The 23,193-nt window shown below is 60.4% G+C and carries 14 protein-coding genes; 8 read left to right on the top strand and 6 right to left on the bottom strand.

The annotated features are described in order from the left end of the window. Positions 1–19: 19 nt before the first annotated feature. Entirely contained in the window at positions 20–310 is a 291-nt protein-coding gene (locus JQ633_RS34310; RefSeq protein ID WP_211990253.1) for a hypothetical protein, read from the bottom strand. Between the two features lie 144 nt (positions 311–454). Between JQ633_RS34310 and JQ633_RS34315 the strand changes: the two genes are divergently transcribed. Further along, a complete protein-coding gene (locus JQ633_RS34315; protein ID WP_211990254.1) occupies positions 455–1,765 on the top strand; it encodes a pilus assembly protein TadG-related protein in 1,311 nt (436 codons plus the stop codon). Beyond that, positions 1,762–2,181: a TadE/TadG family type IV pilus assembly protein gene (locus JQ633_RS34320; RefSeq protein ID WP_211990255.1), complete on the top strand. Its 420-nt coding sequence runs from the start codon at positions 1,762–1,764 to the stop codon at positions 2,179–2,181. Before JQ633_RS34315 ends, JQ633_RS34320 begins: the two co-directional genes overlap by 4 nt. A gap of 65 nt (positions 2,182–2,246) precedes the next feature. Here the strand turns inward: JQ633_RS34320 and JQ633_RS34325 are convergent, their stop codons facing one another. Together JQ633_RS34325 and JQ633_RS34330 are read right to left on the bottom strand one after the other, a co-directional pair. Then, positions 2,247–3,416, bottom strand: a complete 1,170-nt coding sequence (locus JQ633_RS34325) for a glycosyltransferase family 87 protein (RefSeq protein WP_211990256.1) — start codon at positions 3,414–3,416, stop codon at positions 2,247–2,249. A gap of 410 nt (positions 3,417–3,826) precedes the next feature. Beyond that, positions 3,827–4,114, bottom strand: coding sequence for a DUF5658 family protein (locus JQ633_RS34330; RefSeq protein WP_211990257.1), 288 nt, complete (start codon positions 4,112–4,114; stop codon positions 3,827–3,829). A gap of 177 nt (positions 4,115–4,291) precedes the next feature. Between JQ633_RS34330 and JQ633_RS34335 the strand changes: the two genes are divergently transcribed. The 5 genes from JQ633_RS34335 (at position 4,292) to JQ633_RS34355 (ending at position 10,386) form a co-directional block, all read left to right on the top strand. Further along, complete coding sequence (locus tag JQ633_RS34335; protein ID WP_211990258.1) at positions 4,292–5,332, top strand: hypothetical protein; 1,041 nt, start codon at positions 4,292–4,294, stop codon at positions 5,330–5,332. A gap of 557 nt (positions 5,333–5,889) precedes the next feature. Then, positions 5,890–7,515, top strand: coding sequence for a type II and III secretion system protein family protein (locus JQ633_RS34340; protein ID WP_211990259.1), 1,626 nt, complete (start codon positions 5,890–5,892; stop codon positions 7,513–7,515). A gap of 11 nt (positions 7,516–7,526) precedes the next feature. Beyond that, entirely contained in the window at positions 7,527–7,925 is a 399-nt protein-coding gene (locus JQ633_RS34345) for a hypothetical protein (protein ID WP_211990260.1), read from the top strand. An 83-nt stretch (positions 7,926–8,008) separates the two neighbouring features. Beyond that, positions 8,009–8,545, top strand: a complete 537-nt coding sequence (locus JQ633_RS34350) for a tetratricopeptide repeat protein (RefSeq protein WP_211990261.1) — start codon at positions 8,009–8,011, stop codon at positions 8,543–8,545. Positions 8,546–8,874: 329 nt separating this feature from the next. Beyond that, positions 8,875–10,386 (top strand): hypothetical protein, encoded by a 1,512-nt coding sequence (locus JQ633_RS34355; protein ID WP_211990262.1) that lies wholly within the window; start codon positions 8,875–8,877, stop codon positions 10,384–10,386. 95 nt (positions 10,387–10,481) lie between these two features. Here JQ633_RS34355 and JQ633_RS34360 read toward each other — a convergent pair whose 3' ends face one another. From JQ633_RS34360 to JQ633_RS34375, 3 genes are all read right to left on the bottom strand, one after another. Continuing rightward, positions 10,482–11,513: a hypothetical protein gene (locus JQ633_RS34360; RefSeq protein ID WP_211990263.1), complete on the bottom strand. Its 1,032-nt coding sequence runs from the start codon at positions 11,511–11,513 to the stop codon at positions 10,482–10,484. 308 nt (positions 11,514–11,821) lie between these two features. Then, a complete protein-coding gene (locus JQ633_RS34365) occupies positions 11,822–12,259 on the bottom strand; it encodes a DUF5658 family protein (protein WP_211990264.1) in 438 nt (145 codons plus the stop codon). Positions 12,260–12,818: 559 nt separating this feature from the next. Then, a complete protein-coding gene (locus JQ633_RS34375; RefSeq protein ID WP_211990265.1) occupies positions 12,819–15,971 on the bottom strand; it encodes a S8 family serine peptidase in 3,153 nt (1,050 codons plus the stop codon). Between the two features lie 962 nt (positions 15,972–16,933). Between JQ633_RS34375 and JQ633_RS34380 the strand changes: the two genes are divergently transcribed. After that, on the top strand, positions 16,934–23,193 hold a 6,260-nt coding region (locus JQ633_RS34380), incomplete at its 3' end, for a calcium-binding protein (RefSeq protein ID WP_211990266.1).

Below are 23,193 nucleotides of genomic sequence, written 5' to 3' on the forward strand. Positions count from 1 at the left end.
AAGCGTCGCTCCTCAGGGATCAGCGCGGCGCAGTCGCGTTCGAGATGCCGATTGTTTTCGTTGTCCTGATCTTGGCCCTGCTCCTGCCGCTGGCCGACATTGCGATCGCCGGCTTCCAGTTCATATCGGCCTGGCAGGCATTGCGCGGTTTCGGGCAACTGATCCAGTATTCACCGCCCTCTGACGTGACGAACACGTCGTCTTGGGCGTCGACAGCGAGCGGTAAAGCTGATTCCAGGTACCCCGTTCCTACTGCCAGCATAAAGGTGCTTTGCGGCAGCAGCACCGCGGCCGTTTGTTCGTCCGGCAATATGACGCCACCCAGATTCTATTCTTACACTACGAGCGTCACCTTGGCGCCCATGATGTTGAGGTCGGTATTGTGCACGAGTGGCAATGCCGATCCCTGTACATATACGCTATCCTACTCAGAACGGTTTCTATAGGTGGGTTCATGCGCAACGTTCTCCGCTGCCGTCGAGGTTCTGTCGCGTTTGCGACCGTCATTGCGCTGGTGCCGCTGGTCGGAGCGCTCGCGCTCGGGGCCGAGGCGGGATCATGGTATGTTACCAGGCAAAGCGCGCAAAATGCCGCTGATGCAGGAGCCTATTCGGGCGCGCTGACGCTGGCTTGCACGCTCTCCAGCGCAACTACGGCTTGTGACAACGCGCAAGCCTACGACTATCGCGGTAGGGAATACGCGGCGCGAAACGGGTTCTGCAACTCCGGCGCCTCGTTCACGGGCGTCACCTGTCCGACCGGTGTGACCCAAACCGTAACGGTCGAGCGAGGCACCTACGCCGCGGGTACCTTCACCAGCTCGGCATCGGGCAATTTCGTTCGTGCCGCAGTTGGCCAGACCCAGCCGGCCTACCTTGCATCGGTACTTGGCTTTTCCAGCGTGGACATAGGAGCGACGGCCGTCGCGGAAGTCCAGAACCCCAAAAATCTGTGCGCGTTGGGACTATCCACTAACAGCATCGCGCTTACATTGGGCGGCGGCGCCGCCCTTACCGGCGACGGTTGCGCCTTGATGTCGAACAACACCGTCAAATACGCAAGCAGTCCGACTTTCAGCGGCTCCGGTTGGGCCGTCGATGCCGTCAACGGCTGCACCAACTCGGGCAACTGCGACCCTGGCGTGCCGTACAACTACAGCATGTTGCCTGCAACGAATCCGCTCAAGCCACTGGATACTGCATTCAGTACGAGGGCGACGACCCCGTCAACAAAACCGTGCGGCGGCAATGTCACCAATGGTACAACCTGCAACCTGAATCCGAACAGCGCCAGCGGGGTGTATAGCGACCTGAAGGTCAACTCCGGAGGCACGCTGATTCTGGCGGCAGGCACGTACTTTTTCTATAACGCAACGCTCACTTTTGGCGGAACGGTCACCGGCACAAACGTGACGCTGGTGTTGCTTGGGGATTCGAGCATTTCCATCACCGGTACTGTTACTCTGTCGGCCCCGGCGACCAACTCTTATTCCTCGCTTCTGAACGGCGTTTTGATTGACGATCAGGCCCCGAACAAGAGCAAGAATGCCGTCACCATCAACGGCAGCAGTTCGGTCTCCTTGTTCGGCGCGATGTATTTCCCCAATGTTGATGTCACGTGGAACGGAACATCCAACAACGTAAATACGGGTTGTACCGAAGTCATTGCCAACACTCTCACCATAAGCGGTAATGCTAACCTGAGCACGGGGAGCTGTGCTCCGGGCACCGTTGCCAAAACCCAAGTTGTGGCTTTGGTCAGATGATGAGAAAGCTCGACCAGCGAGGTGCTGCGGCGATGGAGTTCGGCCTCGTTGCCGCGCCCCTGTTCATATTGATGTTCGCGATCTTCGATTTCGGGCGGTATGCCATCACGATGCAGTCCCTGCGCAACCTTGCCAGTGTGGCCGCCCGACAGAACATGATCCAGTGCTACACGCCTGCCGTGGTCGCCGGCACATCGCCGTCGGCCTGCACGGCTGACTACCTGACCACTACGCAGAAGCAGGACGCAGCGCCTTTCCTGTATGGCGCGGGGCTCACGCCGACGATGGGCACCACGGCCGGGGCCACGGCCCTCACTGTCACGGCCTCCCTCCCGGCCGGGTCGTTCTCCATGATCATGCCGATCTGGGGCTCGACGTTGAATACGCCGAGCGCGTCCACCCAGATTCCCTTCTAGCCGACAACTCCTGCTCGCGCCGCCGACAGCACGCGATAGCGTGAAACCGCCTTTGCGGTATAGCTTCAACAATATCGGGATGTGGCTGCTGTCGAAGTGCCCTGAGACTGATTCGACAACACAGGAACTGCGTCGCCCGGTGGCTTAACGGCGTTCGCCCCTTCTTGCGTTGCGCGCCGCCAAATCAATACGAGCAGGCACGCGACCATTTCCGGACTTAGCGGGATATGCGCGAATCCGGCCGGTCTTGCCATCAGGGGCAGAAGCCATGCGCAGGCCAGGGCGGTCCTCTCGTATGGCCTGAAGCCTTTCTCGAGACCTTCGGCTGCCAATGCAGCGATCGGCAGGGACAACAATACCAAATCGTAGTCGAGCAAAAACGGTGTTCCCAGCAGGATCGCCGCCCCCGTCGCGCCTGCGCGAAGGCGCAGGGATATAGAACTGCGCCAAATCATGAAGAGCAAGACCGCAGCCGAAATCGTAACGACGGCTTGGATCGAGTAGGCCAAACCGATCCCGCCGCCCAGGAGCCGAACGGCTGCGAATGCGCTCTGCATCTTCGCAAAGCCCATCACTCCGTATTCCAGCCACAGGCGCGACACCGGAACGATTGACGCAAACTGCTGCCATACCTCGAGCCCGAAAATCAGCGTGGCTGAGATGAGCAGAGAGCTGACCGAGAGCGCCGCACCGAGTGCCATTCTCCAATTCGTCCGCGCGAGGACAACGACGGCCAGCATCGGTGCAAGCTGCGGCTTGAAGCACAGCGTTCCAAGGATCAACCCGGCCGCAAAGGGACGTCGATCCGACATGAGCAGGCCGGTGCCGATGATCGCCGTCGATAGAAAAGCGTTCTGCCCGTGAATGGTGGTGATCAGGACCGCCGGAAAGCACAGTATCGGGATAATCGCATCGGATCGTCGGATGAATCTATAGACCGTCGCAACGTATGCGGCTCCTGTTGCTGCGAGCCAGATGATCAGCGAGGGCAGGTAGGGCAAAATGCCAAGCGGAGCCACGAGCAATAGCGCCGGTGGCGGATAAAACCATGCGTAGTATTGAACGCCTTCTCCGAAGTGGGCCTGCTGCGCTGCATAATGCTTGATCTGGTCGTAGGCGTCCCCGGCGTGCCCGGTTAGCACCAAACGGGAGGCCGCCCAAAAGCTCGAGAAATCCGTTCCGATCGGATGGCCGCGAAAGTCGAGGCCGCCATGCCCGGTCAGGACGTAGGCCACCCATAGAGCCAGGCTGATCGTGAAGAATATCTTTGGGTACCGATATACACGCCTGGGCGTCAGCCATAGCCCTGAGCTGATCGTTGACAATACAGCACCCCTTCCGCCTGGAAAGCAGGGCTAACGCAAATGGCAATCGGATACGTCCGCCCCTTCATGCCCGGGCTTTGGGTGAGGGCGTCCGCGCAAATTCGGAATAATGGAAGATACCGTTGAGTTGCCCGACGTGTCAAGTCGTCGTGTCGAACGCCGGCAGCCGCCGGCTACTTTGCATGGGGTTGTTTTTCGAGATTTTGGCAGGCACGCCTCGGAGCAATTTGGACGCGGCCGATCTCGTAACGCGCAGGACGTTCGCTGCGAACGCGAGGCTGTGGATCAAGCGAAATAGCCCGGCACGGCGGGCCAATAACTCAGTTTGCGCCAGCGATGAGCAGCAGGTTGTTGATGACGGGTGTGCAGAGGAAAGCCGTCACGAGGGCAATATTGTAGACATTCTTGCTATGCCAAAGCAGCGCGCTGACGATAAGCGTGGCCCCAAGTTTTGGGATGATCCACCATTCGCCGAATGTGGCCTGTGCCGCTTCCATAACGGGATTGGCCTCGCGAAACCCGAGCTCCAAAAACTTGTTGGTCGTCGCGATGTCGGCGCAACCGAGCGCCAGTACGGAAAGCACCAGAAATACCTTAACCAAATTCATTCCGACGCCTCGTCGCCCATAATAAGGCGACGATAAAACCGATAAATTAATAGTTGGTTCTCCCAGCCTGATTCTCGTTCGAGGGTCTAAATGATGGAACGCCGCCCACCGGTCCTTCACGTGGTTTGGTTATTCCTGGTTGTATATGCTCCGCCCCATCTTCGGGGAGGGCGGTAGATGACTCGACTAGCGGGCCTGCAGCGACGCACGGCACTGGCCGTCATATCGGCAGCACTTGTCTCGGCGCTGTGCCTCGTTCTGTTTTTCGCATCTGAGCCTCCCGCGAGCTCGTTCGTCCCTCCATTCACCGATGCTGATGCCTATCTCAGCATCTTGGCGCTCATGCGTGGCGGGTCCGGATACTATTCCTCTGTTCAAGAGGTTCTATTGGCGCACGGCTACTTTACGCAGTCCGTGTTCAATTGGCGCACACCCGTGTGGCTCGTGTCGCTTTCGCTTCTTCCATCAATCGCGTGGGCTCGATATTTGTTGGGCGCTCTCACGGTCGTGGTGCTGCTGTCCTCCTACCGTATGATCCGCGCAACAAAGGGTGGCGTTCTTCTTGCCGTTTCCTCGACCCTCGGAGTATCCGCCAGCATTTTCGTGCTGCTTGCCAGTCCCGGCGTCATCGTTATGTCGGAAGTGGTGACTGGCACGCTGATCCTGCTGTCGATCGTGAGCTATGGCAACGGTCAGCGGCTCATCGGGATTTCGGCTGGACTAGTGGCGCTGTTCATACGCGAATTGGCTGCGCCCTATGTGCTGATTTGCCTTGCTTTCGCTATCTACGAGAAGAACACGCGAGAGATCGCGGCGTGGATTGCGGGCTTGCTAGCTTACGCCGCATATTTCACCTATCACTGGACGGCGGTCATGCATCAGTTGAGCCCGGCAGACCGCGTCGATCCCGATGGCTGGATAAGATTCGGCGGCATCAGATTCGCGCTCGAGACGTCCCACTTCAACGGGCTTTTGATTATCGCGCCGTTATGGGTGACGGCGGCACTCTTGCCTGCGGCGCTGCTCGGTCTTTTTGCGTGGCGCGCCGGGCTCAGAGCTGCCGTCACTGTGACGACCTATCTCTGTGCTTTCACCGTAATCGGAAAGCCCGCCAATGAATATTGGGGCGCTCTGTATTCCCCTCTATTGATGCTTGGGCTGCCGTGGTCGATTCCGGCGCTCTTTGAAGCTGTCATTCCGCGGCGGTCGCGCTCGTAGCCCCCGGTCTTGACCTCGATCTCAGCAGTATGCGCCTCCTGCGCCGCGCAATGCCTATCTGGTCGCAAGTGTCGCGGTCGTGGCGGATAGCACCAAACTGGATGCCACCCAAAAGCTGAAGAAATTCATTCGGTCGGATGACCGCGGAAGTGGAGGGTCGTCTTGCCCGGCCAGGACTGGGCCAATATGCGCAGCTAGGACGCTCGCGCTCGGGTGGCATGCCTGGGAGGGCCGCCAAAAGTGGTGCTCACTGGCAACATTGGGCAGTTTTCTAAGGGCTTGCGACCTCGCGGCAGCCCTCTCGCCTTGCCAACGGAGCGCGCACCGGATGATGATCTCAGCGCCGCGTTGGCGGCCGGCGGGAGAGGTGTCCCCAGCGGAGACTGATCTCCTTAGGTGCGCTCGATCAGCGCACGCCGAGACTAGGAATTCATTGGTAACTATTTGTAGTCGGACACATTGTAAGCTCCGTTGCGTAGTGTGCGAAGGAGTGGGTTCATAAAGCCGAGGCCGTAAATTTACGGGTTAGCCGCGAATCAGCGGTGGAGGGGATTGAAATGAGTAGCGGTCGCGTTTGGGGTAGCGCGGAACGTGGTCTTTTCGCCTTGAGCCTGGTGGCTCTTGGGGCCGGGCTTGCCTTTTTCCCATCCGCTGACCGCGCAAGGGCGGCAGACCGGCGGGCTTCCGGCGGCGGCGTGTTCGTCAGCGACATGAGCGACGTCCAGCGCGTCAAGTTGACCGTCAACAAGTCGCGCACCTTCCGGGTCGATACCGCTTTTTCGACGATCGTGGCGGGCTCGCCCGAGATCGTCGACGTGAAGTCGCTGAGCGACCACCTGATCTACATCCAGGGCAAGCAGACCGGCACCACCAACGTCATCCTGTTCGACAGCTCGATGAAGCAGATCGGCATTCTCGACGTCGAGGTCGGGATCGACACCGGCAATCTGCAGCAGAATATCCGCAACAGCACCGGCGGCCAGGGCATTCGTGTTTCGTCCTCCGAAGGCCAGGTGGTGCTGAGCGGGACGGCTGCCGACGCCGTCACCGCCGAGCGCGCGATGGCGATCGCCAGCAGCACCGTTTCGAAAGGGGCGGTCGTCGTCAATGCGATGAGCGTCGCGGCGCCCCAACAGGTGATGCTCGAAGTGCGCTTCCTCGAGGTCAACCGGCAGGCCGGACGCAACCTAGGTGTTAACCTCTATGCCGCGAACGCCAATGGCACCAATGTCGGGAACACGGGCTTCGGCGCGGCCACGGCAATCCGAGAGCCAATTGGTGGCATCAATAGTAATGGACCCGTCGGCGCTCCACCGACGGGGAGCCTCCCAATACTCGGTACGATAGGAACGCTCGTTGGCGCCTCCGGTGTATCTCCGACCCCGTTCGGAAGTCTGTTGACCAGTATCGTCAGAACCAGCAACGGGGGGTCGGTCGATCTGCTGATTACGGCGTTGGAGCAAAAGGGACTGGCTCGCCGGCTGGCCGAGCCAAATTTGACGACGCTGTCGGGAGATGCAGCCCGCTTCCTGGCCGGCGGTGAATTTCCGGTGCCAGTCCCGTCTACGACATCGGGCAACTTTCCCACCATATCGATCGAATACAAGAAGTTCGGCGTCGAGCTCGCCTTTGTCCCTACCGTGCTCTCGCGCGGCGTGATCAATCTTCGGGTCGAGCCGTCGGTGAGCGAGCTTGATTTTGCAAACGCAGTGTCGATTCAGGGAACACAGGTTCCTGCGCTGACCCGCCGTGACGCACGCACCACGGTCGAGCTGCGCGACGGCCAGAGCTTCGCGATCGCCGGCCTGCTGCAGACTCGCAACCGGCAGGACGTTTCGCAGCTGCCCTGGATCGGCTCGGTGCCGGTGATCGGCACCTTGTTCAGCAGCAAGTCCTACCAGCAGGAAGAAACCGACCTCGTCATCATCGTGACGCCGCGCCTGGTGGCGCCGGCGGCGCCCGGCCAGCAGTTGGCTTCGCCGCTCGACTCCCGCCTGCCGGCCAACGACGTCGACTTCTTCCTCAACGGCCAGATGGAAGTCCGCAAGCGTTACGACGACTACGTCAACTCCGGCGGCGACGTGAAGGGGCCCTATGGCCACATCATCGCGCCGAATGCGATCGTGCCTGCTCCGCCACCGGCCGTTGGTGCGAACCAGCCGGTCGTGAAAACCCTGAACTGAGGAGGCGAGCGATGACCATCAGGTATCTGGCTCTGCTCGCACCGCTCCTGCTCGGGGGATGCTACGGCGTCTTCGGTCATGACGAGATGGACCGTTATGTCCAGCGTTCCGAGACCATCACGATGAGCGCGGGCAACGCCAAGGAAGTCAACGCCGCCACCCACACGATCAATCCGTGGCCGCGGTACGTCGGTGACCGCCGGATCGCCTATGATGCACGGCGTGTCGGCCCTGCCGTGACACGCTATGGCACTCAGCAACGTCCGCTGGACCAGCTTCCGAACATGGGCAATCCGACGGAAGCGATGGGCCAGCCGCCTCCGCTTACTTCGACCGTCAACGTGAATGGCTTGCCGCAGGGAACAGCTTCGGGTGTATCGGTGCCGGTCGGCGGAGCGGGGAGCAGGTAGCGTTCTTTGGTTAAATTAGATTAGTGATGTTATTTTATGTTTCGGTGCAGTGAGTCCGCTGGGCCGCGCGAGGGACAAAGACGATGCGGCGTATATTTCTGATGCTGGCCTGCTGCTGGTTGGGGACCGGCCTGGCGGCATGTGACTATACGACGAGGGAGGCTGCGATCGTCGCCCCGGTGGATCCGCCGGGCGGGGACCCCGTGCAAGAGCCGACCGACGTCAAGTATTATCCGTCGGACGAGCCGGTGCGGCTTGGTCTCGAGCATTTCAACCGCGGCAACTACGGAATGGCGCAGCGCTATTTCAAGGACGCGGTCGAGAAATCGCCGAAGGACGTGACGGCGTGGGTCGGGCTCGCCGCCAGCTATGACCGGATCCGCCGCTTCGATCTGGCGGACCAAGCCTATGCGCAAGCGATCCGGATTGGCGGCAAGACCGTCCAGGTGCTGAACGACCAGGGATATTCGTACATGCTACGCGGCAATCTGAACGGGGCGCGGCGCAAGTTCGAGGAGGCTTACTCGCTCGATCCGGGCAATCCGGTGATCGCCAATAACCTCGAGCTGCTCAACGGCAGCCGGAAGTTCATCGAGCGGCCGCCGAACAATCAGCCGTAACGCGCCGTCGACGCTGCGCGGCCAGGCAGGAGCATCAAGACGAGCTAAATGGTTTAGACCTAAGACGAGCCATTCGTTTCATGACGCATGGCTCGTTTCTTGAGTCGCCTTTTCAAGCTGCAATTCCAGACCGTGTGTGCTGTTTGCGGCCGCGCGTGGCACCGAGCTCGCTGTGTAGGCCCTGCAATACGCGCCGAACTCCGAGCTGCTTTGGCTCATCAATCTCAAGATCTTCGGCATCTTCCAGCGGAGCCATGTGTTGCTCAGCGAGTTCGTGGCGATCGTCCAGGGTAGGCATCGGATCTGCACAACTCGATAGGTAAGCGGAGATGAACGCGAAGCGATCGGCGGAATGGACAGCAGTATTCGACCTGCGTGCGGGCTATTTCGCGCTACTCGCGCTGATGACGCTGCCAGTGCTATTCCCGATCCCTCGCACGGCCGACCTCGTCAATCACTGGGCTCGGCTGACCGTTCTTGCTATGCCGGCGTCCGATCCGCTCAACACCTTTTACCGTGTCGAATGGGGCGTGATTCCAAATCTTGGGATCGATCTCATCTATATGGCATTGGCGCCGGCTTTGAGTGTCGAGACCATCGTACGGCTCACATTCACACTGTCGTTCTGGCTCCCGGCAGTCGGCGTTTGGTTTTTGCATGGCACATGGGCGCAGAAGCCGTCGCCAACGATCCTCATCGCACCAGTGCTCAGCTACAACCTCGTTACAACGGTGGGGCTCGTAAACTATGGGATCGGCATCGGCGTTGCTCTGATTGCACTCGCTTGGTGGGCAGCAAACGAGCGCCGACGGATTGTGCGCGATCTCTTGATCCTCAACGCGGCCGCTGTCGCGATGTTCTTCTGCCATTTACTGGCGCTCGCGGGTTTTTGTGTCATTTTCGGGCTTTTAGAGGCGACGCCGCACCGCGGAGAGTTGTTCAGGACGACATTCGTGCGCGCTCTGCTGTCACCGCTTTACGTCGCTGTTGCGCTGGTGCTGATCTGGTTCATGCCGCCAATGCAGAGCGGTTATCAACTAGAGGGGCAAAAATCCTGGATGCTCGTAGCGCCTTTCTTTAGCGGCCTCTCGTACGATATCCCATGGGGTGCCGGAATGGCGGCGATGATCCTGGCACTGTTTGCCACGCGCCTTGTTGTTGTCGCCAAACCGGCACGGTACGCCGTCTTCGGCTTCGTCATCTTGGCCGTTTTCGCGCCTTCGTCGATCGGCACGGCTAACTTTGTAGATGCTCGTCTGGTCGAGCTTTGGGTCTGCCTAGCGCTCAGCGCGACCGTCGTGCGTGTCCCTGAGCCCAGGCATCTGACCGCCGTCATCTCAGCTGCGGCCGTCGCGTTCGCCTGTATACGGCTCGCGGTGATAATTCCGGCATGGAGGTCATATAACGAGGATGTCGCCGAAATGAGGACGGCGTTCTCCGCCGTTCCACTCGGTTCGAGTGTCCTCGCCGTGACGCCACCCAATTGTCGTGATCCGGACATCGACTTCGAATACAATCTGTCGACCTTCGTGGTCATCGATCGTCGTGCGCAAGTTAACACCTTGTTCGCTGGACAGGGCCTGCAGCCGTTGCGCGCGCGGGACCCAGCGATCGCGGCCGCACCCCAGACGATTGCGAAGTCCGAATGGCTGATGGAAACCGCACAGTCGAAAGCTGATTTGCTGGCGTTGGGGGCCGGCGTCATCGCTCATTGGCGCGATCATTTCAACGTCGTCGTCGATATTCACGGTACTTGCCAAAGCGCTGTTACCGCGCCGGGCCTCGAACGTGTCGCGAGTTCCAGGATTGCAGACGTCTACATCGCGAGCCGACCGCGCTGACCTTCCCTTGACGGTGAAGTCAGGAACAGCGTCCTGTTGCTGGGCGGTATTTCTCCCAGGCCAGGACGGGGACGAATGCTTGGGAAGATCTTGTGCTAGCTGACCGGCTTCCTTGGTGCTAGCGCCTCATACACCGCCGGGACGGCCCATGGCAGCCCGAGCATGAGTAATGGCGTATACAGTGCTCCCCAATAGAAATTGAAGGGCTTTCCGGCCACGGCAAAGATGCAGAGATACGCCGCTACCGTAGTCGCCGCCCTTAGACCTTGGCGCCACGCGAAGAGACCCATCAGCGCGGCCGGCAGAAGTATCGCCGTTATCAATAGCGGCGTCAGATCCAGAAGGCCGTTAAAGTGAGCCGTCTCAAGGACGAATCTCATCCCGCCAAACCTCATCCAACCGTCGGGATAGGATATCTCGTGTGGCCCTAATTGTTGCATGATCTTGAACCGGTGCCACTCGAAGTACACGCAATAGGCCAAGAGACCGATTGTCCAGCCGGCAAGTTCTCGACGGTTCTTACGGTAGACGGCGAAAGCGATGCAGATCAGGATATAGGGGGCGGTGAGTTCGCGAACGAAGAGCGCCGCCAATGCTGCCAGCAGACCGGCAACCCATCGATCGTTTCCATAGCTGACTATCGAAAATAAAATCAGTAATCCAGCCACAACTTCAGTCAACACGACGCCGTGGGGGCCGGCAATGAGCGCAATACTGGGAAGGATGCCGAGTACCGCAGCTAGCGCAAGAAAAGAGTTTCCGCTTTTGCGGACCATTCCATATGCGAGAAATAGCGACACTAATGCCACCCCCATTAGCAGAGCTTGTGCCCACGCGATGGATGGGAAAAGTGCCAGCAATTCGAGCCACGCCGGCGTCCGCCAGTTGAATACCGACGTCGTGCCATAGCTATGGGCAAGAAGCGTGTCATGGACAGCTCTATAATATCCGGAGCCGCCACGCATGAGCGTTAAGATATCAAGGTAGGCGTTTACGTCACTATACCGACCACCGATGCGTTCTGGTGGTGCGGTCTCGGCAAGAATGAAGAAAGCGAAAGCCGAGACCGCGAAGGCCGAAATTATAGCCGCACCGAGCCACCGCGGCATTACCGCAAAACGCGTCAACCGTTCCCCCCTGGTAGCCGCAAGTGAGATTACCTTCGATCTATCCCGTCTTCTAGCCTGTCGGAAGAGCCGAGTTAATGCGGCGAGATCCTGCACACCGAGAATTTGCTTGAGGGCCTATCGCACGACAAAACAAGTCTACGGGGTAGGGCCAGACGACCATCTCAAGATGGTCCACCCGGCTACGAACGCCAATGGGACATCTCCGCTCATTCTTGCGGCACCGTGCCGAAGTCCTCGTGAGGAACAACGGGCCGCCGTGCATAAAGGATGAAAACGAGACTAATCGCTCCATCGAGCGTGGCGGGTCAGCTCTTTCCAGCGATAATGAGCAAGTTGTTGAGGACAGGCGTACAGCAGAACGCTACTACCAGAGCGATGTTGTAAGGATTGTTACTGCGCCAAAGCAACCACATCATGAGATAAGTCAAGCCGAGCTTTGGAATGAGCCACCAAGGACCAAGCCATGTTTGTGCAATGTGCATAAACGGGTTCAGTTCACCGAGGCCGAGATTGAGGATTGTGTTAGTGGTGAAGAGATCGGCGAGGCCCAAAAGCAAAACGGAAAGAACCAGGAGTGTCTTGGCCAGGTAACCCGGACCCAAGATAATCTCGTAAGCGAATGCTGCGCCCTCGGGGTCATTCTGCTTAAGCCACGGCTGCGCGGCCGCGCTGGTTGCAAAGACCTTCAGGTGCTGAGGGTCGCCAACGTTCTTCCTTGTGTCTGTGTAGATCCAGATTTTCATATTACCATCTCAAATATGTACTGACTTGATAATGGCGATCGCTTCGGAAACTCAACCAAAGGATCATAACTTACGTGGCGGTCAACGCAAATCGCAAGCTCTACAACGAAGGCAGGCGCCGCATTTTGGCCAGGCGAAAGGGCCTCTCTTTCCGAACTGGGCTGGCTACGACGCTTTCCGATCACCAAAGCCTACTTGCAGCGGATCGCCGAAGTTGCCTCATGAGCGCAACAGAACGCATCGCGCCGGTTCGGAATTAGCCGTTCATTGCGTAGAAGCATCCGATCCAGGTCCGGAGGGAGTGGATCTTCTACCGACGGTAGCAAGCCGCTTATGAATGGGACTTGCCGCCCATAGTTCTTGCGCCATTCGCAATGGCTCGATCTGCAGGTTCGCCCATCAAGACCGTTCATTACCCTGCCGATGCAGCTCCTGGTGATGGGCGCGGCACAGCGGGACCGTGTACTCGTCACTGACCTTGCGGCCGCGTGCCATGGGCTCGGCGAATTTCAAATGATGAGCATCGCACGGGCTCTGCCCAGCTCTTTTCCCAGCCCGCTTACACGATATGCAGCCCGCTGACGGACGCGGCAATGATGTGAGCGTGCGCGAGGCTGCCGTTATCCCAGATCGACACCGCGCCGGTGTTGCTGTTCTGCCAAAGAATATCGGCACGGCCGTTGCCGTCGAAGTCGCCGGTACCGGCGGAATGCCAGCCGCCCGAGAGGGTGCCGACAGGCGCGATGAGATTGGCGCCGGCGATATCACCGTTGCTCCAGATCGACGCCCGGCCGGTGTTGCTGTTGACCCACAGAATGTCGCTCCGGCCGTTGTCGTCGAAGTCGCCGGTTCCGGCGAAGTGCCAGCCTTCGGAGATCGCACCGACGGGCGCGGTAAGGTGAGCGCCGGAGATTTCGCCGTTGCTCCAGATCGATACCCGGCCGGTGTTGTCGTTGACCCAAAGGATGTCGCTCTTGTTGTTGCCGTCGAAGTCGCCGGTGCCGGCGAAGTGCCAGCCGTCGGAGATGGCGCCGACGGGAGCGACGAGGTGGGCGGCGGCCAAATTGCCATTGTCCCAGATCGACACCCGGCCGGTGGTGTCGTTGACCCAGAGAATGTCGCTCTTGCCGTTGCCGTCGAAATCTCCGGTGCCGGCAAAATGCCAGCCGCCCGAGATGGTGCCGACAGGAGCGATCAGGTGTGCTCCGGCGATATCGCCATTATCCCAGATCGACACCCGGCCGGTGGTGTCGTTGACCCAGAGAATGTCGCTCTTGCCGTTGCCGTCGAAATCGCCGGTACCTGCGAGATGCCAGCCGCTGGAGGCGACGCTGGAAGACGCGATCTGTTGCGCGCCGGCGGGTGCGCCGTCATCCCAGCGCGTCGCCGTGCCATTGTCACCCAGCAGGACAATGTCGCTCTTGCCGTCGCCGTTGAAATCGTGCTGGGTCGCGCCCGCGATGTCGGCGGCCTGTGCCGGCGTGGGTTGAGACAAATCAATCTGCTGGGACACCGTATGTCCGGCCAGATCGTGGATCGACACATAGACGATCCCGGTCGCCGACGCGTCGCTCGAAAAGATCTCTGCCGTTGTCGCGCTGGTCTGCGTGATCGAGAAAGCGCCTGAATAGGGCGATCCGTCGGCATTGACCAGGCTGAATGTCAGCTGATCGCCAACCACCAGATTGGGATCCGTCGCCGTGATCGTCGCGACCGGCGAGAAGCTCTGCGCGGCGACCCCAATACCATGCTGGGCAGTCGAGGCCACGACGGACGCGATGCTCGGAGCCGATCCGGTCAAGAGCTCGCTCTGGGAAAGCCGCACGTCGACTTGCGATCCGGATCCGAGAAACTTGAACAGTTCGACCCCGGTCACGGTGTCGACGTCGGACGATCCGTGGTGCGAGATGCGGTACGACCCGCTCGCGGAATCGAAGCTGATGTCGTAATCGGACCAGGCGTCCGCATAGACGGCCGTGTCGACGCCGTCACCGCCGTCGATGGTGTTCGAGCCGGTGCCGCCGTTCAGCGTGTCATTGCCGGCCCCGCCAAGCAGGATGTCGTCGCCCGCGCCACCCGAGATAACATCATCGCCGAAATCGCCGACCAGCTTGTTGGCTGCCGAGGAACCGGTCAGAACGTCGTTGTACATGGTACCGATGACGTTCTCGAAATCGCCGTCGAGTACAATCGCGGTGTTCTGGAAGGAGCTCGCGGTCGCTCCCGACAGGTCGAGAACGACGGCCTGATCGCCCGCGGCGAAATTGAGCGTGTCGTTGCCGCCGTCGGTATCGACCGCGTGCATGCGGGACGCATCGGCGAGGGCCAGCGAGGCGTAGCTCGATGTGTAGTAGTACGTGTCGTCGGCGGTGCGAGCGTCGCCATAGACGTGGACGTCCGCCTGATCGATGGTGAAGGTATCGGTCGGCGTCGCATGGGAGAACTGCAGCGTCCAGGTCCCGTAGGGATTTTCACCCATGAACTGGACGGAGCCGAAGGTGAAGCTCAGATAGGTCTTGCTGCCGACCTGGGTCAGGTTCTCGACCAGTTCGGAAACGGTGCCGTCGGGCGAGATCAGATCGATCTGCAGATCCTTCAGATCGATGTCGCTGATCGCAAGGTCGATATCGACGTAGCCGATCGAGAACTTTGCGAGTGAGGCGTCGGCCGGCGTCAGCGTGAAGGAGAGGGATGAGTGGTTCGGGTCGAGGTCGCCGGTCGGGGCAAAGGAGAAGTCCAGTTGCTTCTCGTTGGCGAAGGTCGAGGTGTATGACCAGTTGCGCGCGAGCGCCACGGCGGCGCTGGCGTTGAGCATGCCGAAGCCGCCGTTGCGGTCGAACATCAGCCCGCCACCATTAAATCCGTCGAAACCATTCGCTGCCGAATGACCGTCGAGCCGGGAGGTCGCGCTGATCGCCAGGATTTCCTGCACGTCGCGGTAGCCGAGCTCGGGATTGGCGGCGAGCATCAGGGCGACCGCGCTGGAGACCAGCGGAGCTGCGCCCGACGTGCCCGAGAAGTAGGCGGTGTTGGTGCTGCCGGGCGCGGTGCCGTCGTCAACCACAAGACCAAGGCCGGGTGCCGTCAGCAAAACCGTGGTGCCGGGATTGGAAAATACCGCAGGCGTACCGTTCTGATCGTGCGCACCGACGGTGATCGTGAACCTTGAATTGGTGAAGTTGTGGAAGTTGGCGTCGTCGCCGACATTGCCGCTGGCGGTCTGGATTTTGCCGTTCCCGGCCGCGAACACCATGACGGTACCGAGACCGTCACGGCCGTTGGCGACATCGGCCTGCAGGGCAGCTGCGGTGGAAGCAAACTGGCTGGAATGGAAATCATCCGCAAAGGACGCGGTAAAGGCCCAGCTGTTGTTGCTGACGTCGTAATTCTGCTGATGCGCAATCAGTTCATCCAGCTCGCTGGGATCGTAAAGCACGCCGAAGCGCATGTAGCTGCCGGTAATGGTGGCGCCTTGCGCCGCGCCGACCGCTCCGAGACTGTTGTTGATATTGCCGGCGATAAGGCTGGCGACTTCGGTGCCGTGATGCTGGGCAGCCGTGTCCGGCATCGCGTCGTCAGCGCCGAGGTCGCGCGGATCATAATCGATCGCGGTGTCGTAGCTGCCGACGAGATCGGCATGAAGATAGTTCACGCCCTCGTCGACGATGCTGATGACGATGCCGCTGGCGTCGTTCTGAGCCCAGGCACCCAAAAAGTTGGCGCCGCCAGCAACGCTGGCGCCGAGATGCCAGAGAAGCGGAGCCGATGCTGTAGCGAGAGCTGTAGAGCTCAAGCTCATCGACTGTATTGCCAAGTTTAGCCTGTCGAACTCGGATACATAGCTTGTATCCGGCTCGGAATTACTTCCCGCCGCCATCCGCCGTCCCCGTTTTTTTGTTGGGGCAGATGTACGCGGGGGGCAGTTAATTCAGCCTAATTTGCGTGGTTAAGTAATGCGCACCGTAAAAGGCTGCTGAACGGGGACTTAAAATAATTCCGCAATTTGCGATCGATTAAGATTGACGATTACTGCGTCAACTCTCGATCAATTTATGCGATTTCTAGCAAGATACGCTCGTGCGGCAGTCCAGCCTTGGCCATCGCACAGAGGCTTCTGTTTAGCCGAGATGAGGGCCGCTTCGGTCAACCATGGTTGCGCTCAACGAGCGAGACATGGGCCGCCCCGGCAGCGATTGGAGAAGCACTACCATTGTATGGGTGAGCAATCTCAAGTTGTTGTAACCTTAACGGTAGTGTGACGCCGCCGCCGCCTAAGGTCGAACTTGCTCGATTGCAATTTCCGGTTTAATGGGTTTCGTTAAGTTCGAGTTAATTTGTAACTCTGTGCTTTTTTGAGTGCGCCGATGTTCCGCAAGAGGACCGGCGAACAGGTGTCGTTGTGGAAGGAGTTTTTCTATGAGCCGTCGGGCGACAATGACGTAATCCCCAACATCTCCGGACGACGGTGCTTCAGCTCTTCGAAGCGCTGATGCTGGCGAGCAGGGTAGAGCGCGCATCGAAGCGCGCTGCCCGCCGGAGATGGTGGACCAATCGAGCCAGCAGATCTTCACAAGAATCAAACCACGCGGATGAGCCCCCGTCGGGCCGTCTCGTCCGCGATCGCATTCTTATGCCCGCGTCCGCGAGGCCGAATTTTCATTGAGGAGACGATAGATGGCGACCATCACTGTTCACGCAGGCGGCTCGATCCAGGCGGCAATTGACAGCGCAAACAATGGCGACACGATCTTCATCGAAAACGGCGTCTACAACGAGCAGGTCAGCATCGCGGGCAGGGTTGGCCTTACGTTGCAGGGCGAGAGCGAGGCTGGCGTCGTCATCACCTCGCCGGCTTCAATCGTGCAGAATGCGGTCGACGCCACCACGGGACGGCTGCAAGATGCGCTGATCGCGGTATCGAACTCGAGCAACATCACCATCGAGAACGTCAAGATCGATGGCGCGGACCGCGGCAACACGATCGGCGGCGGCGGTAGCGGCAACGACTTCGTCGGCATCGCGGTCGCCAACTCAACCGGCCAGATCGACCATGTCGATGTCACCGGCATCCGCGATCCGCTGTCGCCGGATGGTGAGCTCAGCGGCGTTCAGCACGGCAACGCCATCGTGATCACCAACGCCGTTGGGTCACCGCTCGCCTTTACCGTCAGCAACTCCTCGATCGAGAACTACCAGAAGACCGCGATCATCGCCCGCAACACGATCGCCACCCTCACCAACAACGACATCGACGGCGGCGGGCCTCACAACGTCATCGCGCAGAACGGCATTCAGCTTTCCTCAGGCTCGACCGGCACCGTGACCGGAAACCACATCTCCGGCATCGGCTTCACGCCGGACAGCAACGACGTTGTCGGCGTTCTCGTGTTCGACAGCCACGGCAGCCTCAATATCTCCGGAAACACCTTCGACGGCACGACCGCCAATGACGTCTTTGCCTATCTGGTGAACACGTCTGGCGCGACCGTGACGGCCAATACGATCAATCATACCGAAACCGGCGTCGTCGATTCCGGCACCGTCAACACACCCAACAGCGTCGGCGGCAACACCTTCAGCGACGTCGACACGGCCTATTCGTTCGATCCGGACCCGACCTCGACCCCTTACAACGTGACCGGTACGGAAGGGAACGACATCCTGCACGGCGGCGCGGGCAACGATCATATCGACGGTCTCGGCGGTATCGACACCATCGACATGACCGCAGCCGGCGCTGCGGGCTCGATCGTCAACTTGACCTCCGGCCTTGCAGTTTCGACGGCCACGGGAATAGACACGCTGGCCAACGTCGAAAACGTGCTGGGCAGCGCGGGCAACGACACCCTGATCGGCGACGCCAACGACAACACTTTCTTTGCCACCGCCGGTACTGACAACATCGACGGCCGCGGCGGCAACGATACCTACGACGCTTCGAGCGCCAGCGCGTCCGTGCTGATCGACCTCGACGGCGGCTACGCGGCGGGCGGTCTCAACGGCAATCTGACCTCGATCGAGAATGCGATCGGCGGATCCGGCGACGACTTCATCGCCGGTGGTGTCGGCGCGAACATCCTGTCCGGCAACGCCGGCAGCGATACGTTCTTCAACCTGCACAACGGCGACGTCGTGCACGGCGGCAGCGGGGTTGATACTGCGGTGTTCACCGCCAATGTCTCGGCCGCGACCTTCGCGACGGGGGCGAACCACGTCCTCAATGTCACGGTGGGCGGCGAGACCGTCGCGCTCGACAGCGTTGAAAAGCTGCAATTCAACGACCACAATGTCCTGGTCGTCGGCGCCGGCGGGCAGTATGCGACCATCCAGGCCGCAATCAACGCCTCGCATTCCGGCGACACCATCATCGTCACCGCCGGCGTCTACCAAGAGAACCTCAACGTCAACGTCAGTGGCCTGACCATCGAGGCTGCCGGCGCGGTGACCGTTCAGGGAACGCTCAAGACCGACAACGGCATCCCGGACGGAGGACTCAGCGCGTTCCTCAGCAACAGCAGCCCGACCGTTAACGTGTCCGGAAATGACGGCGTCATCATCTCGGCCGACAACGTCACGCTGAGGGGCATTAACGTCGACGGCTTCTACCATGCCGTCAAGTTCGGCGATGGCCGTACCACGGCGGGTGCGACCTTCGATGGCGTCACAATCTCGGATTCGGTCTTCGGATACGAAAAGTCGATCAGTGCGGGTATCAACGGCCTGAACATCATCGGCGGTTCGATCAGCGGCGGCTACGTCGGCATTGACTTCAATCAGGATGTTGCGAGTGCGCCGAACACCAATGGGGCCACCGACGTCACGATCGACGGCACCCTGTTCAGCGACCTGAACCGCAAGGGCATCTACGCCGAGACGCTTTCCGACGCCCACATCACCAACATCACGATGAGCAACGTTGGTCAGTACGGGTCGGGCCCGTTGGACGGGTCGCTGGGTACCGGCGGCAATGGTATCGATCTCAATCTGAAGAACGGCGTCTACAGCGACGTCGAGATCGACCATTTCCACCTCACCAACACCGGCGCATCCGACCAGGCCGATCAGGCAGGCCATCCGGTCGGCGACAAGAACGGTGGTGCGATCGTCGTGGAGGCGAGGGACCAGGGCTCCTACGCGTCGACGCCCGGCACCTTCACCGGATCAGTCAACATTCACGACGGCACGATTGACGGTCAGACCTCGACCGGAATCCAGGCCGGCGAACCCGGCCAGAACAACGCCGGTCCGATGGTCATCGTCAACAACGTGGACATCTCCGGGGCCGAGCAGAATGCCCTCCATGGCAGCATTGCCAACGTCACCCAGTCCACGATGACGGTGACGGGAACTGCGGGGGCCGACGACATCGAGACCAGTGTGACCTCCACCGGTGCGATTGAATTTCATGGCGGCGCCGGGGCCGATACCTTCGTTGGCCACAACGAGCTCGATACCGCGACCTACGGGGTCGCGCTCACCAGCGCGAACATCACATACAACACGGTCAACCATCAGTGGGTCGTCGATGCCGGGGCCGAAGGCGTCGATCATCTCAGCGGTGTCGAGAAGATCACTGACAGTGCCGGCCACACCTTTATCCTCGCCGGCAACGGCTACGGCACCATTCAGGCTGCTATCAACGCCGCACATACCGGCGACACCATCCTCGTCGCGGCTGGCGACTACAACGGGAACATCGACGTCAATGTCGCCGGCGTCACGATCAAGGCGATGGGCGATGTAACGATCCACGGAACGTTCAAGAGCGACAACGGCATTGCCGATGGCGACGTGGCGTCGTTCCTCCAGACGGCAGCTGCCTATACCGGCGCGGCAGGATCCGGCGTCACGATTTCCGCCAACAACGTCACTATCGAGGGTCTTCACCTCGATGGCTTCCTGAATGGCGTCCAGTTCGCCGACAACATGAACGTCTCGGGCGCAACGTTTAACGACGTCGCGATCAGCGATTCCGTGTTCGGCTATTGGAAGGGATCGGCCGCCGGAGTGAGCGGGCTGACCCTCAACGATGGCGCTATTTCCGATAGCTATATCGGCGTCTATTTCCAGAAGAATACGACTGTCGGACAATCGGCCGTCGGCAATGCCGACCACGTCGTCATCGATGGGACCTCGTTCACCGACATAACCCAGAAGGGCATCTACGCCGAGACACTCTCCGACGCGCATATCACCAACATTGCGATGGACAATGTCGGTCAGTACGGCGGCGGACCGGCTTTCGGTGCGGACGGCAATGCCGGCAACGGCATCAACCTCAATCTCAAGAACGGCTCGTATTCCAACATCGAGATCGACCATTTCACGCTGCATGATGTCGGCGCGTCCGATGGTGTGGTTTCCGGTGGACAGGCGAATGGCGGCGCCATCGTCGTGGAAGCTCGCGACCAGGGATCCTATGCTGGTACGCCGGGCACCTTCAGTGGTGCCGTCAACATCCATGACGGATCGATCACCGGCCACACCTCGACCGGCATCCAGGCGGGCGAACCGACTCAAACCAATGCCGGTCCGATCGTGACCGTGACCAACGTCACCGTCGACGGCGCATCGCAGAATGCGATCCACGGCGACATCACCAACGAGACGCAGTCGGTCATGACGCTCAACGGCACCGCTGGTGCCGACGAGGTTGCGTCCAGCGCCAGCTCCACAGGGGCGATCGTGTTCCACGGCGGCGGCGGCGCGGATACTTTCACCGGCCACGGCGAACTTGATACCGCAACCTACAATGTGACGCTGACCAGCGCTGACATTACTTACGACCAGGACGCTGGCCAGTGGGTGGTCAACGCCGGCGCTGACGGCGTGGATCGCCTGAGCGGCGTTGAAAAAATCACCGATGGAACCCACACCTTCATCCTCGCCGGTAATGGCTATGCCAGCATCCAGGCGGCGGTCGACGCAGCTGGTGATGGCGACACCATCCTGATCGCGGCTGGGACCTGGGCTGGCGATATTTCCGTCAACGACAAGCAGCTGACGTTCCTCGGCATCAACCATGGGATCGACGGCGCGGGCGACGGTCGTGCAGCGGCGGAGTCGGCCATCTTGGGCAAGGTGCAGGTCTTCGGTGACAAGAACGTCACGTTTGACGGCATCGAGTTCCTGGCCGATGACAACACCGGAACCACGGGCTCGTCGAGCCCGGCGCTCGGTTTCCATGGCACAGGCGATTACCGGGTTACAAACTCGGTGTTCTATAACGAGACCACCGGCGGCGCGACCGACGCGCGTGCAATCAGCCTCGACACCTCGGTGTCGGGAGCGGTGACGATCGACCACAATGCGTTCACCGGTGATGCGCACGGCAATTTCGGCGACGCCTCATGGGGACGTGGTATCTGGTCCGACGGCACCAGCTCGCATCTCGATATCAACAACAACTCGTTCGAGTACGTTCGTAGCGGCATCAACCTCGACGGCTACAGCGATGCGACCCACAGCGTGACCGACAACGTCTTCGTTTCGGCGGGCACCGGTATCTCGGTCGGAGCTCCGAACGGAACGACCTTTACCGGCATCCACGACAACGACTTCCAGGCGGTCGGCGACGACTTCAACTTCCAGAACGTGACAACGCCAGTCACCATCGACCTCACCGCGAACCCCGAGACGTCCTCGGGTGGCGATGTCGGGCTCGGCGGCGGCGTGCTGCAGATCCTGGGAGGCAAGGCCGACGACCACATCACCGGCTCCGCCGGCGCCGACAACATCTTCGGCAACAACGGCAATGACGTCCTCAAGGGGGGCGGCGGAGCAGACCTGATCGTCGGCGGCGCAGGCACCGATACCGCGGTCTATTCGACCAACATCACGGTCGACAAGCTCACGGCGGTTGCGGACCTTGGTGCGACGTTGGGCAATCAGTCCGGCTGGATTGTCAATGCCGGCGCAAACGAAGGCACCGATACCCTCGTGGGGGTCGAGGTCGTCAGCAGCGGGACGGGTCACATCCTGCTGGTCGGCAGCGGCGGCTTTGCAACCATCCAGGACGCGGTCAACGCAGCTGGTGATGGCGACATCATCCTGATCGCGGCTGGGACCTGGGCCGGCGATGTTTCCGTCAACGACAAGCAGCTGACGTTCCTCGGCGTCAACCATGGGATCGACGGCGCGGGCGACGGTCGTGGAGCGACGGAGTCGGCCATCTTGGGCAAGGTGCAGGTCTTCGGTGACAAGAACGTCACGTTTGACGGCATCGAGTTCCTGGCCGATGACAACACCGGAACCACGGGCTCGTCGAGCCCGGCGCTCGGTTTCCATGGCACAGGCGATTACCGGGTTACAAACTCGGTGTTCTATAACGAGACCACCGGCGGCGCGACCGACGCGCGTGCAATCAGCCTCGACACCTCGGTGTCGGGAGCGGTGACGATCGACCACAATGCGTTCACCGGTGATGCGCACGGCAATTTCGGTGACGCCTCATGGGGACGTGGTATCTGGTCCGACGGCACCAGCTCGCATCTCGATATCAACAACAACTCGTTCGAGTACGTTCGTAGCGGCATCAACCTCGACAGCTACGACGATGCGTCCCACAGCGTGACCGACAACGTCTTCGTTTCGGCGGGCACCGGTATCTCGGTCGGAGCTCCGAACGGAACGACCTTTACCGGCATCCACGACAACGACTTCCAGGCGGTCGGCGACGACTTCAACTTCCAGAACGTGACAACGCCAGTCACCATCGACCTCACCACGAACCCCGAGACGTCCTCGGGTGGCGATGTCGGGCTCGGCGGCGGCGTGCTGCAGATCCTGGGAGGCAAGGCCGACGACCACATCACCGGCTCCGCCGGCGCCGACAACATCTTCGGCAACAACGGCAATGACGTCCTCAAGGGCGGCGGCGGAGCAGACCTGATCGTCGGCGGCGCAGGCACCGATACCGCGGTCTATTCGACCAA

The sequence above is a fragment of the Bradyrhizobium tropiciagri genome, from assembly GCF_018130505.1.
Taxonomy (GTDB): Bacteria; Pseudomonadota; Alphaproteobacteria; order Rhizobiales; family Xanthobacteraceae; genus Bradyrhizobium; species Bradyrhizobium tropiciagri_B.

Bases quoted from the DNA above. Each gene is read 5' to 3' on its own strand.
- JQ633_RS34315 (WP_211990254.1), top strand. From the start codon at position 455: ATGCGCAACGTTCTCCGCTGCCGTCGAGGTTCTGTCGCGTTTGCGACC.
- JQ633_RS34320 (WP_211990255.1), top strand. From the start codon at position 1,762: ATGATGAGAAAGCTCGACCAGCGAGGTGCTGCGGCGATGGAGTTCGGC.
- JQ633_RS34330 (WP_211990257.1), bottom strand. From the start codon at position 4,114: ATGAATTTGGTTAAGGTATTTCTGGTGCTTTCCGTACTGGCGCTCGGT.
- JQ633_RS34335 (WP_211990258.1), top strand. From the start codon at position 4,292: ATGACTCGACTAGCGGGCCTGCAGCGACGCACGGCACTGGCCGTCATA.
- JQ633_RS34340 (WP_211990259.1), top strand. From the start codon at position 5,890: ATGAGTAGCGGTCGCGTTTGGGGTAGCGCGGAACGTGGTCTTTTCGCC.
- JQ633_RS34345 (WP_211990260.1), top strand. From the start codon at position 7,527: ATGACCATCAGGTATCTGGCTCTGCTCGCACCGCTCCTGCTCGGGGGA.
- JQ633_RS34350 (WP_211990261.1), top strand. From the start codon at position 8,009: ATGCGGCGTATATTTCTGATGCTGGCCTGCTGCTGGTTGGGGACCGGC.
- JQ633_RS34355 (WP_211990262.1), top strand. From the start codon at position 8,875: ATGAACGCGAAGCGATCGGCGGAATGGACAGCAGTATTCGACCTGCGT.
- JQ633_RS34365 (WP_211990264.1), bottom strand. From the start codon at position 12,259: ATGAAAATCTGGATCTACACAGACACAAGGAAGAACGTTGGCGACCCT.